Below are 15,027 nucleotides of genomic sequence, written 5' to 3' on the forward strand. Positions count from 1 at the left end.
TATAAAGGTTGATGGCGGTACCGTGTGTTGAATCGTCTGATCGGCATGTTTGAGAACTCAAAGCTTTTGCAGCTTATTGTTATTACGGCCTGTATTCAGGGTGGCGTAATAATAAGTCAGTTTTTAATCACGCCTTGGGTTGATCCTTCAGTGGTCGGTACGGTGCGCTCGCTGGAAACAATTATCGCACTGGTGGTACTTGCGGGCAGTTTGGGCATGCAGAGTATCGCTATCCGCGACACCGCGGCGAGCAATGGTGTTTTTCACCAAAGTGAAGTGCTTCGCCAGGTTTTTTTGTTAGTTGCGATGGCTTCAGGTGTAGTGATCTCAGGGGTATATATAGCGCATGAGTTTTTATTCACTTCAGTGATCAGTTCATATGTTTTTAATGCCTGTGGCCTGGTCCTGCTAACTAATCTGCTTCGTGTGACTACGGGATTTGCCCAAGGTGCGAAGGCAATGCGCGAAATCTATTTCGTGCTGATGCTGGTTACGTCCATTGGCGTTATTATGCATGTTGTATTGACGAAACTGTTTGGCATCAAAGGGTGGATGGTCGCTCGTTACATTGGAGAGTTTTCCTGTCTTGCTGCGATATGGTGGAAGCTACGAGCTCATATTGTGCTGGCGTTGGATTTTCGTTGTGTGAATCGCAGCGCATTGGTGGCTAGCGCCAAGTCCGGGGCGATTAACAATGCAGGTCTATTTGTTCGTTTGTTAGTGGACAGTTTGCCTGTTTTGATGTTGACCGCCTATCATGTAAAAGCTGATGAAATTGGATTTTTTGGTATTGCCATATTGAGTCTCATACTTGGTTTACTTCCGTTGGCAATAATTGCGCAAAGGGCGTTGCCGGACTTGGTAGAAGTAATCAATAATAAAAGTGAGCTCCGCGACAGGTATCACGCACTTTCCAAAAGCATGTTGAAGATTTCGTCTACGGTTGCACTGTTGCTAATTTCAGTCTCTACAGTGTGGGCGTTGTTTGTTGGTGGTGCTTATAAGCAGACCGCGATCTATGTAATTGTGCTGGCATTGACCCTGCCCTTGAAGGCCGTTGCACTTACGAGCGGTACGCTACTGGTCGCGTTGCGTATTTTTGGTTTGAGCCTCAAAACCAATATCGTCGAAGGCTTGTTTGTTTTTTTGATTCTATACGTAGGTATCCCCATTTTGGGTGCTTGGTCTGGAGTTCTGGGATATTTCGTTGGTGCTGCGTTATCCTCAGTACTTCTCCTGGTTGCGGTGAGAGCCCGCCTCGCTGAATTATGATCCAAGAGGTGAAAACGTTGGAAAATAAATATACAGAGCAAGAGGGCTTGTTACCCAAACCAGGGAAAGGGGTTTTCGATTGTTTTAGTTTTGGTTTTTTCTTTCTGGTTATATGGTTCGCAGGTGTCATCGTCCCTCTGTATCCATTTATCATGGGGTTTGACGGGTTTACTCAATATTGGGAGTATCCTTTTTTCGACAAGGACAGCTCTATAGGTTATGCAGTTTTACTGTATGCCGGGACGTTGATTTTCGTTTTGATGGGGTGCTGGCTGGGGCGAAAAACTTATCTTAGTTTTCCCGGTAGAACTCGCAACATCGTAAGCTCAAGGATTTTTTTTCAAAGGGCAGTTATATTTACCTTGGTGGCGTTGCTAGGATTTTTAACTATTCTTTTTATTCTGGGGGGGATATCCGGTTTGCTTCAGGGCGCCAGTGATCGGATAAGGGCGTTTGCAGGGTTAAACGGCCTGTTTCTTCTGGAAAACCTGATGCTTTCTGTCTCGCTTGCCTGGTTCATACGTTTGACGCGTAGTGGAAAAAAATCACGTGCCGAGCGTTTTTGTTTCTGGCTGTACTTTTTGGGCGGGTTATTTATTTGTGCGCTTCAAGGGCAGAAGTCAACAATCTTCATTATCATATTGTCGTTGATTATAGTCCGGCACTATCGTGTCAAGCGTGTCAACCTCGTAAAAGGTGCTGTGCTCGGCGCAGTAATGTTTGTTTCTCTGATGGCTTACCACTTGTTTAAGCAAGAGTATCTCGCAACAGGTAAGTTTTATTTTGTCGACGAAAATCAAGGTGTCTTTTTATCGTTTGTTCATTTTTTAGCGATACAGTTCACGGGTAATTTGATGCAGTTGCAAACAATGACCGTGCTCATAGACGCTATGCCACAGAAGCTAGAGTGGCAAAACGGTTCAATGCTGCTGATGGTCGTATTGATCTTGTTACCTTCGGGACTTTTTCCTGACAAGCCGCTCACCACTGCCGGCGTATTTACAAGTGCTTTTTGGCCAGATAAATGGCTCACGGAAGGAACGACATTGCCGCCGGGTATATTTGGCGAGATTTATATGAATTTTGGCACCTTAGGCGTATTGTTCGGCGGCTTTTTTATCGGGCTTATAGGTGGGCGGCTTTATGGCGCAGTCGTCTATAACCCTAAAAGTGATAGAGCATTGGGTATCTATGCATTGGCAGTCGCATCCATGCTTCATTTTTTTCGTGGGGAACTGGCTTCGGTCGTTCTTCTCATGGCGTCTATATCGCTTCCTTTTTTATTCTTGAGCTCAAAGCGCGAAGAGCCAGTCAATAACCCAATCTAGAGAAACTGATATGTGCGGAATTTTGGGCTACATTCACAACGGAACGCGGGAATCTATTGACTTCTCTTCAGCGCTTTCGTTTATTCGACGTCGTGGGCCTGATGATCAAGGCGTCTGGGCCGATACCGACGTTGGTGTATGGTTGGGCCAGGTGCGCCTTTCCATTCTCGATACCACTTCCGCCGGTCACCAACCCATGGTCTCTGCCGATGGGCGAGTGGTCATGGTGTTTAACGGTGAAATCTATAACTTTCGGGAGTTAAGGGCTCATCTCGAAGCGGCGGGGGATCATTTTTCCAGCCAGTCCGACTCCGAAGTATTGCTCGCACTGTTCTGTCGTTATGGGATTGAGTGTTTAAACCGTTTGAACGGGATTTTCGCGGTCGTATTCTGGGAACGCGACACCGAAACGCTTTGGGTGGCTCGAGATCAGATGGGCGTCAAACCCCTCTATATCCATTCCAGTGATGGTTGTTTTGCATTTTCAAGTGAAATGAAGGGCTTGATCCGAGGCGGCTTCAGTAAAACTGAAATCGACCCGCAAGCCGTACTCGCGCACCTTGGTTTTCTCTGGTCGCCGGGTGATCGGACGATCGTGCGGGATATCAAAAAGGTTTTACCTGGCCAAGCGTTATGCGTCCGTAATGGGCGTATCGAGAAGAGCTGGTTTTACTACGAACTGCCGATTTCCGAGAAACCCCTGACAAAAACGGTTGCTGATGTCGCTGTTGATGTCGCCGATGCCGTCAGGACTGCCGTCCAGCGTCAGTTGGTGTCCGACGTACCCTTGGGCTCATTCTTGTCAGGCGGCTTGGACTCCAGTGCCATCGTCGCGTTTGCAGCGCAGGAAATGCGTGATAAGGGGCGGTTGCAGTGCTTCAGTATCCGAGTAGACAACGGCTCCACTGCGAACGAGGGGTTCGCCGATGACCTTCCGTACGCACAGCGCGTTGCCAAGCATCTGGATGTCGACCTGCATGTCGTAGGCGTCGGCGATGAGATGATGGATCGTCTGCCTGAAATGGTTTATCTGCTCGATGAACCTACGCCGGATCCGGCGGCGCTGAATGCGTTGTTCATCTCGGAACTGGCAAGCCAGAACGGCATCAAGGTTCTGCTGTCGGGTGCCGGGGGAGATGATATTTTTACGGGCTATCGTCGTCATTTCGCGTTGGCGCAAGAGCGTTGGTGGGGCGGAATGCCTCGACCGCTGCGTTCGGTTTTGGCCAGCAGTTCAAACCTGCTTCCTGCATCCTCTCCGCTGTCTCGTCGTCTCGGGAAGGCTTTTCGCTATGCGGACTTGCCTGCTGATGATCGCTTGATCAGTTATTTCCTCTGGCTTGAACCTGAACAGGCGTATGGCCTGTTGGCGCCAGACTTGCGACGCCAGCTGGCGGCCGATGATCTGTTTGCGCCGATGCGAGAAACACTTTCGCGGCTGCCTTCGGATGCCACGCCCCTTGATAAAATGCTCACCCTGGAGTGCAAGCATTTTCTCACCGATCACAATCTCAACTACACCGACAAGATGGGTATGGCGACGGGCGTTGAAGTGCGTGTGCCGCTGCTGGATCTTGACCTGGTCCGCCTGGCTGGCTCACTGCCATCGGATATCAAGCAAAAAGGCCGGGAAGGGAAATGGATTTTCAAGAAGGCCATGGAACCCTATCTGCCTCACGACGTCATCTACCGGCCCAAGACGGGCTTCGGTGTACCGCTTCGCAACTGGTTGCAAGGACGCCTGAAGCCTTTGGTCGATGAGGTGCTTTCTCCTGCATCCCTGCTGAAAAGGGGGATATTCGATCCCAAGGCGGTGGCGCATCTGATCGAAGCAGATCGTTCAGGCCGGATAGACGCTGCTTATACGTTGTTCGGCATCGTTTGCATGGAACTCTGGTGCAAACAGTATCTGGACGGCGATTTCGCCCTCGACGGTTGAGTGGGCGGCGACGCCACGGCCTTATCCGATGGTAGGATACATAGCTCTATACAAGTTTCTCAGTGATGAGTGAATTTTTAACTTTATTGGTGTGAATGCATGAAGCAGGTTGTTCAGAACATGGCTAGCGGTGAGACGTCATTGGTTAATGCACCCGCTCCCGCCGTTCGTAGTGGCACGCTAAAGATCCATACAACCAATACGCTGATTTCTGCCGGCACGGAACGCATGCTGGTAGGGTTTGGCCGTGCCAACTGGTTGGAAAAAGCTCGCCAGCAACCTGACAAGGTCCGCATGGTTCTGCAAAAGGTCCAGACCGATGGCTTGGCGACAACGGTGGAAGCCGTTCGCTCGAAGCTTGCGCAGCCGTTGCCGCTTGGATACTGCAACGTGGGTGTTGTGGGTGCCGTGGGCAATGATGTGTCCGGGTTCAAGCCGGGCGACCGTGTGGTTTCCAATGGTCCTCATGCCGATATCGTTGTTGTTCCCAAGAATCTGTGTGCCTTGATTCCGGACTCGGTCAGCGACGAAGCCGCTTCGTTTACCGTGCTTGCCAGCATCGGCTTGCAGGGCATTCGTCTGGCTCAGCCGACATTGGGTGAAACCTTTGTAGTCACCGGCGTAGGCCTGATCGGACTGATGACGGTCCAGCTCCTGCGGGCTCAAGGCTGCCGGGTACTTGCCGTTGACTTCGATGAGCAAAAGCTGGCATTGGCTCGCAGTTATGGCGCCGAAACCTGCAACCCCGGCAAGGGCGAAGATGTTGTTTCGGCGGGAATGACATTCAGCCGCGGAAGAGGGGTGGACGGCGTCATCATTACGGCGTCGACCAAGTCGTCCGACCCGGTCACCCAGGCGGCACACATGTGCCGTAAGCGTGGGCGCATTGTTCTGGTAGGGGTAACCGGGCTTGAGTTGAGTCGAGCCGACTTCTATGAGAAGGAACTGACATTCCAGGTTTCATGTTCTTACGGGCCCGGGCGCTACGATCCGAGTTACGAAGATCAAGGCAACGACTTCCCGATAGGTTTCGTTCGCTGGACTGAGCAGCGCAACTTCGAAGCCGTCCTGGACATGCTCGCCAGCGGCCAATTGGAGGTCAACTCGTTGATCTCCCATCGGGTTGCATTCGAAGACGCCGCGGATGCCTATCAGACGCTTACGACGGATAATTCGGCGCTGGGCATCATTCTTCAGTACACCTCGGAAGAGACCGAGCGAAACATCAAGGAAGTGGTGCTGGCACCTGGTGCGGTAGCCAGTTTCGACCCGGTCAAACCCGTGGTGGGCTTCATCGGTGCAGGAAACTATGCATCAAGAATGCTGATACCGGCATTCAAGGCCGCAGGGGCTCAGTTCCATACGATTGTGACTGCCGGTGGCATCAACGGTGTAATACACGGCAGCAAGGCCGGATTTGCACAAGCCTCGACTGATATCAGTGCGATGCTTGGCGAGAGCACGATCAACACTGTTGCAATTGTCACCCGGCACGACAGCCATGCCCGTTTTGTCGCGCAAGCGCTGGAGGCGGGTAAACATGTGTTCGTCGAAAAGCCATTGGCAATTGAAGCCCAGGATCTGGCAACGGTTGAAGAGGCCTATCGAAAGGCTGTCGAACAAGGGCTCAAGCCACATTTGATGGTGGGGTTCAATCGACGCTTTTCGCCGCAGGTGCAAAAGATGAAGGCGTTGCTCTCGGCTGTAAAAGAGCCCAAGTCTTTCATCATGACGATGAATGCCGGAGCGATTCCCGCAAATCACTGGACCCAGGACCCGTCAGTCGGCGGTGGGCGCATTATTGGCGAAGCGTGTCATTTCATCGACCTGATGCGTTTTCTCGCGGGCAGCAAAATTGTTTCGATCCAGGCCCGCAGAATGGGCGATACGCCTGCTGTTGCCATTACGGAAGATAAAGCGGCGATCACCCTGGGGTTTGAGGATGGCTCTTTCGGCACCATCCTCTATCTGGCCAATGGCGCTTCAAGCTTTCCAAAAGAGCGAGTTGAAGTTTTCGCTGCCGGACGCGTCCTGCAACTGGATAACTTCCGCAAGTTGAAGGGTTTCGGCTGGCCGGGCTTCAGCAAGCTGAATCTCTGGAAACAGAACAAGGGGCAAAGCGAGTGCGCTGCAGCTTTCCTGGCAGCGGTGCAAAACGGGGCGGTCACGCCGATCACTTCCGATGAGATTTTCGAAGTGGCGCGCGTGAGCATTGAAGTTGCCCGGATTCTGCGCGAGCAATGAGCCTTCTTCTTGTTAAAGCCAAAACTGCGATAGCTCTCGGTTTTGGCAATCTGGCGCGTGCATTGACGTATCGGCTCGGGGTCAAGACTGGCTTGAACCCGGTCCGACGCCTTCGGGCTGAAATTCCTCAAGGCCCGTTTTTTGCGGAAAGTGCGAGGCAGGCCGGCTCGTTGCCATGTGCGTCCCAATGGGATTCCCAGGTCCGGTATTTCGGGTTCTGGGAGTGCCCGGTATCGGACGCACCCCCTGACTGGCATTTGAATCCGCTGAATGGAGTTCGAGTGCCTGATCCCGGCCGGGAATGGTGGCGGATTCCTGATTTTGATGCCGCTGTCGGTGATATCAAGAATATCTGGGAAGCTTCGCGATTTGACTGGACGTTGGTCTTTGCCCAGAAGTCCTGTGTTGGCGGGTCTTCAGGGACGGCGCAGTTAAACGGTTGGTTGACGGATTGGTGTGTCAACAATCCTCCCTATTGCGGTCCGAACTGGAAGTGCGGTCAGGAGGCGTCCATTCGTGTCCTGCACCTGGCGATGAGTTCGGTCATTGTCGAACAGTTTGCCAGCCCGTTGCCGGGGCTTGTGGATCTGGTCCGACTGCACCTCAAGCGTATCGAGCCGACGCTGAGCTATGCGATGGCTCAGGACAATAACCACGGGACTTCCGAGGCGGCTGCACTTTTTGTCGGCGGCAGTTGGTTGACCTCAAGCGGTTGCCCCGAGGGCGAACGCTGGCAGCGATTGGGGCGCAAATGGCTCGAAAACCGGGCCGCTCGGCTGATCGAGCAAGATGGCAGTTTCAGCCAGTACTCCGTCAATTATCATCGGGTGATGCTCGACACATTTTCCATGGTTGAAATCTGGAGAAACAAGCTGGGGCTCCCGGCGTTCTCCGCCACGTTCCAACTCAGGGCTCGCACAGCCGCGCATTGGTTATTTTCGTTGGTCGACGAGCACACTGGAGATGCTCCGAACATTGGCGCAAATGATGGTGCCCGGCTGCTGCCACTGACGGATACGGACTATCGCGACTTCAGGCCTTCGGTCCAGTTGTCCATGGCGTTGTTTGCCGGAAAGAGAGCCTATGAGGCGGCAGGTGAATGGGATTTGCCACTGCAATGGCTGCTGCTGCCCGTCCCATCGGCGGTAGCGGAGCGTCCAGGTAGCCAACTGTTTGATCAGGGTGGTTATGCATTGTTACGGCGTGAACGAACCTTCGCTGTATTGCGCTACCCGCGCTTCCGGTTTCGCCCCAGCCAGGCCGATGCCCTGCATGTGGATCTATGGCGTGCAGGCATTAACCTTCTCCGGGATGCCGGTACCTTCAGCTACAACACCTCTGCCCAGTGGCTGAGTTATTTTCCGGGTACCGCCAGCCACAACACCCTTCAATTTGATGGGCGAGACCAGATGCCGAGGCTCAGCCGGTTTCTGTTCGGGGAGTGGTTGCGTACGCGCCAGGTCGAAAGCCTGGTTGAGCAGGCTGGAACAAGCGCCTGCGGCGCCACGTATATCGACGGTAACGGCGTCCGTCATAAGCGGCATGTGAGCCTGAGCGACACCGGCATGCTGGTCAGGGATGAATTTAGCGGATTCAAGGATCGTGCAGTTCTACGCTGGCGTTTGCAGCCGGGGGACTGGCGGCTTGAGGGCGACGTCCTGACCAACGGCTCCCATCGATTGTCGGTTGCAGGCAGCATGCCTATCGTGCGACGAGCGCTCGTCCAGGGTTGGGAGTCTCGTTACTACTTACAAAAAACTGAAGTGCCGGTGCTTGAGGTTGAGGTGACTTCGGCGGGCGTTTTGACTACGGAGTATCACTGGTAGACATGAAAGTCCTTTATTTTCATCAGCATTTTTCTACTCCGAAAGGAACAATCGGAATCCGGTCCTATGAGATGGCCCGTCGTCTGGTTGCGAGAGGGCACCAGGTAACCATGGTCTGTGGCAGCTATGGTGGCGGCGAAACGGGGCTGGAGAGCCCTTTCGTTGGTGGAAAACGCAAAGGTACCGTCGACGGTATCGAGATCATCGAATTTGACCTGGCGTACTCCAACAGCGATGGCCTGTTCGTTCGAGCGCTCAGCTTTTTAAAGTTTGCGGTGCGCAGTATCGGGATTGCGCTAACCGAGCGCTACGACCTGGTTTTCGCGACCACCACGCCATTGACAGCCGGTATCCCCGGGATATTCGCCCGGTGGTTTCGTAATAAGCCTTTTGTATTTGAGGTCCGGGATCTCTGGCCCGAACTGCCGAAAGCGATGGGCGTCATTCGTAATCCATTGATCCTTGCCGCCATGTCTTTTCTTGAGTGGGCGAGTTATCGCTCGGCTCACCGACTCATCGGGTTGTCGCCAGGTATTGTGGATGGCATTGCGCACCGCGGTGTGACGCGTGATCGAATCGAAATGATCCCAAACGGTTGTGACCTTGATATTTTCAACACGCCTGCTGAGCCATGGTTGCCGGCAGGAGTGGATAAAAGCCATCTGGTAGCGGTCTTCGCGGGTACTCATGGAGTGGCCAACAAGCTGGACGCGGTGCTCGATGCGGCTCGAGAGCTTAAACTGCGAAAGCGCGATGATATCCGGCTGGTTTTGATCGGGCAGGGCAAGCTCAAGCCCGCGCTTCAGAAGCGTGCAGCGGAAGAACAGCTGGACAATGTGATATTTCATGCCCCGGTGAACAAGGCCCGGTTGTCCGGTTTGATGGCCAGCGCGGACCTGGGGCTGCAGATATTGGCAAACGTACCGGCCTTTTACTACGGAACGTCGCCTAACAAGTTTTTCGACTATATCGCGTCAGGGTTGCCTGTTTTAAATAACTACCCGGGCTGGCTCGCCGAGATGATTTCCACCGAGAACTGCGGTTTTGTCGTACCTGCAGATGATGCTGCGCTTTTCGCAGATGCTTTGATACAGGCGGCAGATGACCGTGACGAGCTGCGGGCGAAGGGCGCACGAGGCAGAGAATTGGCGGTCAGAGAGTTTGACCGGCGTAAATTGGCTGACCGGTTTGTAGATTGGCTGGAGGGTGGTGTTAGATGATCAAGCGTGGATTTGATTTATTTGCGTCGTTGCTTGGACTAATTCTGCTTTCGCCGGTCATAGCAATTATTGCCTGGAACATTCGCAAGAAGTTGGGCTCTCCCGTCTTGTTTCGCCAGGTACGACCAGGTCGGAACGGCAAGCCTTTCGAAATGATCAAGTTCCGTACGATGCGAGATGCTCATGATGCAAATGGTGAGCCTTTACCGGACTCCCAGCGCATGACAGCCTTTGGCAGCTTTCTGCGCTCCAGTAGCCTGGATGAATTGCCTGAATTGTGGAATGTGGTCAAGGGCGATATGAGCCTGGTAGGTCCACGACCGTTACTGATGGAATACTTGCCTCTCTACAGCGTCGAGCAATATCGTCGTCATGAGGTTCGCCCTGGCGTCAGCGGTTGGGCGCAGATCAACGGTCGGAACGCAATTGAATGGGAAGAAAAGTTCAAGCTGGATACCTGGTACGTCGACAATCAGTCTTTTTGGCTGGATATGAAGGTGATTTTCCTGACAATCAAGAAAGTTCTGGTGCGTGACGGTATCAGTGCCGAAGGCGAAGCTACCGCGCCGAAGTTCACAGGTTCCAAGCCATGAGCCGCGTTGCCTGGACGGTTCTTGAAATATAGGCGCCTCGCGAACAGCGGATTGAGCGAATTGCAACGGGGCTCGTAGTGACGAGTCTTTCATATTTTCGAATGAAAACTGACGGGTACTGGTTGTGTTGAATTCACCATTTTCTCCTTGGCCTTCTTTTACTGAAGAGGAAGCTGACGCCGTACGTGATGTGATTCTGTCCAATAAGGTCAACTACTGGACTGGTACACAGGGGCGTGAGTTTGAGAAGGAGTTCGCTGCATGGGCGGGCACCGAATACGCCATCGGCCTGGCTAACGGAACGGTTGCCCTAGACCTTGCCTTGAAGGCGTTGGGTATCGGTGCTGGCGATGAAGTGATTGTCACCTCACGCACGTTTCTTGCTTCCGTCTCGAGCATTGTGAATGCCGGGGCTGTTCCGGTTTTTGCCGATGTGGATCGCGATTCGCAAAACTTCAACGCGCAGACTATCCGCGCTGTACTGACTCCTCGCACCCGGGCCGTAATCTGTGTGCATTTGGCTGGCTGGCCTTGCGATATGGATCCGATCATGGCCCTGGCCGAGGAATTCGACCTTAAAGTGATCGAAGATTGTGCCCAGGCCCATGGCGCCCGTTACAAGGGGCGCCCGGTGGGGTCAATTGGCCATATCTCTGCCTGGTCCTTTTGTCAGGACAAGATCATGACCACAGGTGGCGAGGGCGGAATGGTCACAACCAACGATCGTAAGTTGTGGTCGGACATGTGGTCGTTCAAGGATCATGGCAAAAGCTGGGAAGCTGTCTACGAACGTAACCATCCTCCTGGTTTTCGCTGGTTGCATGAAAGCTTCGGTACGAACTGGAGAATGCTCGAGGTTCAGGCCGTCATCGGTCGGATTCAGCTCAAGCGCATGACCGACTGGCAGGCCAGCCGGCTGGCGAATGCCGGGCAGATATGGGAGTGCGCCAGCCAACTCAAAGGCTTGCGTGTGCCAATCATGCCTGAGGGCAGTGTTCACGCGGCGTATAAGTGCTACGTGTTTGTCGAGCCTCAGGCTCTCAAGGCCGGATGGGATCGTGATCGTATTCTGGCGGAGATTTCGGCACGAGACGTTCCGGTATTTTCCGGTTCCTGCTCCGAGGTCTATCTGGAGAAGGCGTTTGACAATACTGGCTGGCGTCCGGCGAGCCGGTTGCCGGTAGCACGGGAGCTCGGCGAAACAAGTGTAATGTTTCTCGTGCACCCGACGTTGACGCAGCATGAGATCGACAAGACATGCTCGGTGCTCAAGGCCGTTATGCAGTTGGCTACCGAAGAGTAATCAGTTAGACAGTCAGGAATGCCCGTCTTTGTTTGCAACGCAGAAGGATTTGAGCTGCGGGCCAGTCAAATGGAGTTTTCCATCATCATGGTATGAGGTCCCTTGGAATCATCCATGGTGGTGGCGGATGTACTTTAGGAGTAACAGAGGTGTTTCAAGGCGTTATGGATAAGTTGAGAACCTTATTACTGGGTTTAACGCGGCGGCAGAAACGTGCCTTCCAGGTAGTGACCGACGTTTTTCTTGTCTGGTTTGCCCTTTGGATGGCCTTTGTCGTTCGTTTGGGGATTGATGAGCTGATCAATCCTTTCACTGAATACCTATGGCTATTCCTGAGCGCCACGGTCATCGCTATTCCGCTGTTTGTACGGTTTGGTATGTACCGTGCAGTCATGCGCTATTTTGGAAACGATGCGCTGATCGCAATTATCAAGGCCGTCAGCCTGTCATCGTTGATTCTCGCGCTGGTGGTTTACTGGAGCGGCAACCATCAGTTGTTTGTTCCACGCTCGGTCATCTTCAATTACTGGTGGTTGAGCATGGTCATGATCGGGGGGCTACGCCTCGCGATGCGCCAGTATTTCCTGGGAGACTGGTTCGCGGCTGCGCAACATGTTCCTTTTACCAATCGAGATGATGGACTGCCGAAGGTGGCCATCTATGGTGCGGGGGCAGCCGGTAATCAATTGGTTGCTGCATTGCGCATGGGGAGGCTGTTGCGTCCTGTCGCCTTTATTGATGATGACAGCAGCATTGCCGATCGTGTGATTTCAGGCTTGCATGTCTATAAGCCAAAGCATATCCAGCAGATGGTTGACGTCACCGGTGCCCAGCAGATTCTTCTCGCCATTCCGTCTGCCAATCGTGGGCGCCGCCGGGAGATATTGACCTTCCTGGAGGGGTTCGCACTCCATGTGCAAAGCGTGCCCGGTTTTATGGATTTGGCCAGCGGGCGAGTGAAAGTCGATGATATCCAGGAAGTTGATATTGCTGACTTGTTGGGCCGTGACTCTGTCCCTCCTCAGGACGAGCTGCTTGAACATTGCATCAAGGAGCAGTCGGTTCTTATAACCGGGGCGGGCGGTTCAATCGGGTCTGAGCTTTGCCGGCAGATTCTCACGCTGCAACCCACGACACTGCTGTTGTATGAGCATAGCGAGTTCAATCTCTACAGCATCCTGCAAGAGCTTGAGCAGCGAATCGTGCGTGAGTCGCTTTCAGTTAAGTTATTGCCAATCCTGGGGTCTGTGCGCAATCAGGAAAAGCTCTTTGACGTCATGAAAACCTGGCGCGTGAACACGGTCTACCATGCGGCGGCTTACAAGCATGTACCGATGGTCGAGCATAATATTGCTGAAGGCGTGCTGAATAATGTGATGGGCACGCTGAGCGCCGCGCAAGCCTCTTTACGCGCCAATGTGGCGAACTTCGTGCTGATTTCTACTGATAAGGCAGTGCGTCCCACCAATGTAATGGGAAGCACCAAGCGTCTCGCAGAAATGACACTGCAGGCGCTCAGCAGTGAAATTGCTCCAGTGCTTTTCGGTGAGACTTCGAATGTTTCCCGTGTGAACAAGACCCGCTTTACCATGGTGCGGTTCGGCAATGTGCTGGGCTCATCAGGATCAGTGATCCCGTTGTTCCACAAGCAAATCAAATCCGGTGGCCCGCTGACGGTTACGCACCCCAAGATTACCCGGTATTTCATGAGCATCCCTGAAGCCGCTCAATTGGTTATCCAGGCGGGCTCCATGGGGCTGGGCGGTGACGTATTTGTTCTGGATATGGGCGAGCCGGTGAAAATCGTCGAGCTGGCCGAGAAGATGGTGCACCTTTCCGGCTTGAGTATTCGCTCTGATAAAAATCTTCAAGGTGACATCTCCATTGAGTTTACGGGGCTGCGTCCCGGCGAAAAACTTTATGAGGAACTGTTGATCGGCGACAACGTAGTCACGACGCCGCACCCGATGATTATGAGTGCCAATGAAGACTACTTGCCCTGGGAGGTGTTGAAGGGCCGATTAACGGAGCTGCTCAGCGCCGTGGAACAGGATGACTACACGCGTGTGCGTCAGTTGCTGCGCGAAACGGTCAGCGGCTATTCCCCGGACGGTGAAATCGTCGACTGGATCTACCAGCAGCGTCGTCTTGAGCCCTGAGCTCACACCCTGTAACTCACCCATTTTTGACTCTCCCCAAACATCGCCTAAGTTTGAAAAGCAGCTTCGGAAAAGCTGCTTTTCCCTTATCGATGTCATGGAGTGTCACCTATGCGTAAAGCTTATTTCTCATCCTTTGTCTTTGCCTTTCTTGCCAGCCTCTCCCTAGCCACTACTGCCGCACCTTCCACCAAACCCGAAACGCCAACCTCCATTTCCACACAAATGACCAAGGTCGACCACACCACCAAGGTCAGCCTCAACTCCGCAGACGCCGAAACCCTGCGCCGGGACCTCTTCGGCATTGGCGCAGCCAAAGCCAAGGCCATCGTCGCTTACCGCGAAACCAACGGGCCCTTCACTGCGATAGATGAGTTGCTGGAAGTAAAAGGTATCGGCAAGGCATTGCTGGAGAAGAACCGCGACAGGCTTGAGGTCAATTGAACATCTGAAAAGCAGGCGAGGAGGCCGGTCATTGACCGGCTTTCTTCTGGCCGCAGAACCCCGCTTTCAAGCTCCCCCGCACCACATCAAGAATCCGCGTGGCCAATTCGGCGCTCTCCACACTTCTTGCCAACACCAACGCTCCCACCAGCGTCGACATCAGCACAAGGCCCTGTTCGCGGGCATTCGGGCTATCAAGGGCCGCTTCGACCTGCTTGAGCCGGGCGTTAAGCACCTCATCCGTCGTCCTGCTGTTCTGCCCGCGCAACCCCAGCTCGGAAGACATCGTGGGCAGCGGGCACCCCTCATGAGGTGATGTCTGATGCCATTGCGACAGGTAGCTATCAATGAACGCGTCCAACGGTCGCTGTTGGCTGAACAGCTTTTTGCAATGTTCATCCAGTTGAGCTGCGGCCTCTTGCAACGCCTTTTCCACCAACTCGTCCTTTGACCTGAAGTGCGCGTAAAACCCGCCATGCGTCAGGTTCAGCGACTTCATCAGCGGCTGCAGGCCGGTCGCACCAATGCCGTCGCGGCGAAAGCGTACCGAGGCCTCCTTGATGATGCGCTGGTGGGTTTGAGCTTTGTGGTCTTGTGAATAGCGCATGGGAAGGCCTCCGAAACATCAGGCCATATTAACCAAGCTTCGCTGGGCATACGCGGGTGTTTACAAAATTGTGCGGCTCAACGGGGAGCCGC

At 53.5% G+C, this 15,027-nt stretch carries 11 protein-coding genes; 10 read left to right on the forward strand and 1 reads right to left on the reverse strand.

The genetic code is table 11. The annotated features are described in order from the left end of the window. Nucleotides 1–24: 24 nt before the first annotated feature. The 10 genes from A462_RS07695 to A462_RS07655 all read left to right on the forward strand — a co-directional run bounded on the left by A462_RS07695 (nt 25) and on the right by A462_RS07655 (nt 14,328). Nucleotides 25–1,272: a lipopolysaccharide biosynthesis protein gene (locus A462_RS07695; protein ID WP_008437701.1), complete on the forward strand. Its 1,248-nt coding sequence runs from the start codon at nt 25–27 to the stop codon at nt 1,270–1,272. An 8-nt stretch (nt 1,273–1,280) separates the two neighbouring features. Next, complete coding sequence (locus tag A462_RS07690) at nt 1,281–2,600, forward strand: oligosaccharide repeat unit polymerase (protein WP_238544258.1); 1,320 nt, start codon at nt 1,281–1,283, stop codon at nt 2,598–2,600. Between the two features lie 10 nt (nt 2,601–2,610). Continuing rightward, nucleotides 2,611–4,539: an asparagine synthase (glutamine-hydrolyzing) gene (gene asnB, locus A462_RS07685; RefSeq protein WP_008437710.1), complete on the forward strand. Its 1,929-nt coding sequence runs from the start codon at nt 2,611–2,613 to the stop codon at nt 4,537–4,539. A gap of 99 nt (nt 4,540–4,638) precedes the next feature. Continuing rightward, nucleotides 4,639–6,783, forward strand: coding sequence for a bi-domain-containing oxidoreductase (locus A462_RS07680; protein WP_032899671.1), 2,145 nt, complete (start codon nt 4,639–4,641; stop codon nt 6,781–6,783). A gap of 281 nt (nt 6,784–7,064) precedes the next feature. Beyond that, nucleotides 7,065–8,609 (forward strand): heparinase II/III family protein, encoded by a 1,545-nt coding sequence (locus A462_RS07675; protein WP_238544259.1) that lies wholly within the window; start codon nt 7,065–7,067, stop codon nt 8,607–8,609. A 2-nt stretch (nt 8,610–8,611) separates the two neighbouring features. Further along, a complete protein-coding gene (locus A462_RS07670) occupies nt 8,612–9,829 on the forward strand; it encodes a glycosyltransferase family 4 protein (RefSeq protein ID WP_008437716.1) in 1,218 nt (405 codons plus the stop codon). Then, entirely contained in the window at nt 9,826–10,422 is a 597-nt protein-coding gene (locus A462_RS0132670; RefSeq protein ID WP_032899673.1) for a sugar transferase, read from the forward strand. Before A462_RS07670 ends, A462_RS0132670 begins: the two co-directional genes overlap by 4 nt. Before the next feature lie 124 nt (nt 10,423–10,546). Further along, nucleotides 10,547–11,725, forward strand: coding sequence for a DegT/DnrJ/EryC1/StrS family aminotransferase (locus A462_RS07665; protein ID WP_008437721.1), 1,179 nt, complete (start codon nt 10,547–10,549; stop codon nt 11,723–11,725). 164 nt (nt 11,726–11,889) lie between these two features. After that, nucleotides 11,890–13,884 (forward strand): polysaccharide biosynthesis protein, encoded by a 1,995-nt coding sequence (locus tag A462_RS07660; protein WP_008437723.1) that lies wholly within the window; start codon nt 11,890–11,892, stop codon nt 13,882–13,884. A 111-nt stretch (nt 13,885–13,995) separates the two neighbouring features. After that, nucleotides 13,996–14,328, forward strand: a complete 333-nt coding sequence (locus tag A462_RS07655; protein WP_008437725.1) for a ComEA family DNA-binding protein — start codon at nt 13,996–13,998, stop codon at nt 14,326–14,328. A 28-nt stretch (nt 14,329–14,356) separates the two neighbouring features. On the opposite strand, the gene A462_RS07650 is transcribed toward A462_RS07655, so the two are convergent. After that, entirely contained in the window at nt 14,357–14,935 is a 579-nt protein-coding gene (locus tag A462_RS07650; protein WP_008437726.1) for a TetR/AcrR family transcriptional regulator, read from the reverse strand. Nucleotides 14,936–15,027: the final 92 nt, after the last annotated feature.

The sequence above is a fragment of the Pseudomonas sp. Ag1 genome, from assembly GCF_000278565.1.
In the GTDB taxonomy this organism is placed as follows: domain Bacteria; phylum Pseudomonadota; class Gammaproteobacteria; order Pseudomonadales; family Pseudomonadaceae; genus Aquipseudomonas.

Coding starts and splice junctions, on each gene's coding strand:
- A462_RS07680 (WP_032899671.1), top strand. CDS start 4,639: ATGAAGCAGGTTGTTCAGAACATGGCTAGCGGTGAGACGTCATTGGTT.
- A462_RS07650 (WP_008437726.1), bottom strand. CDS start 14,935: ATGCGCTATTCACAAGACCACAAAGCTCAAACCCACCAGCGCATCATC.
- A462_RS0132670 (WP_032899673.1), top strand. CDS start 9,826: ATGATCAAGCGTGGATTTGATTTATTTGCGTCGTTGCTTGGACTAATT.
- A462_RS07660 (WP_008437723.1), top strand. CDS start 11,890: ATGGATAAGTTGAGAACCTTATTACTGGGTTTAACGCGGCGGCAGAAA.
- asnB (WP_008437710.1), top strand. CDS start 2,611: ATGTGCGGAATTTTGGGCTACATTCACAACGGAACGCGGGAATCTATT.
- A462_RS07655 (WP_008437725.1), top strand. CDS start 13,996: ATGCGTAAAGCTTATTTCTCATCCTTTGTCTTTGCCTTTCTTGCCAGC.
- A462_RS07670 (WP_008437716.1), top strand. CDS start 8,612: ATGAAAGTCCTTTATTTTCATCAGCATTTTTCTACTCCGAAAGGAACA.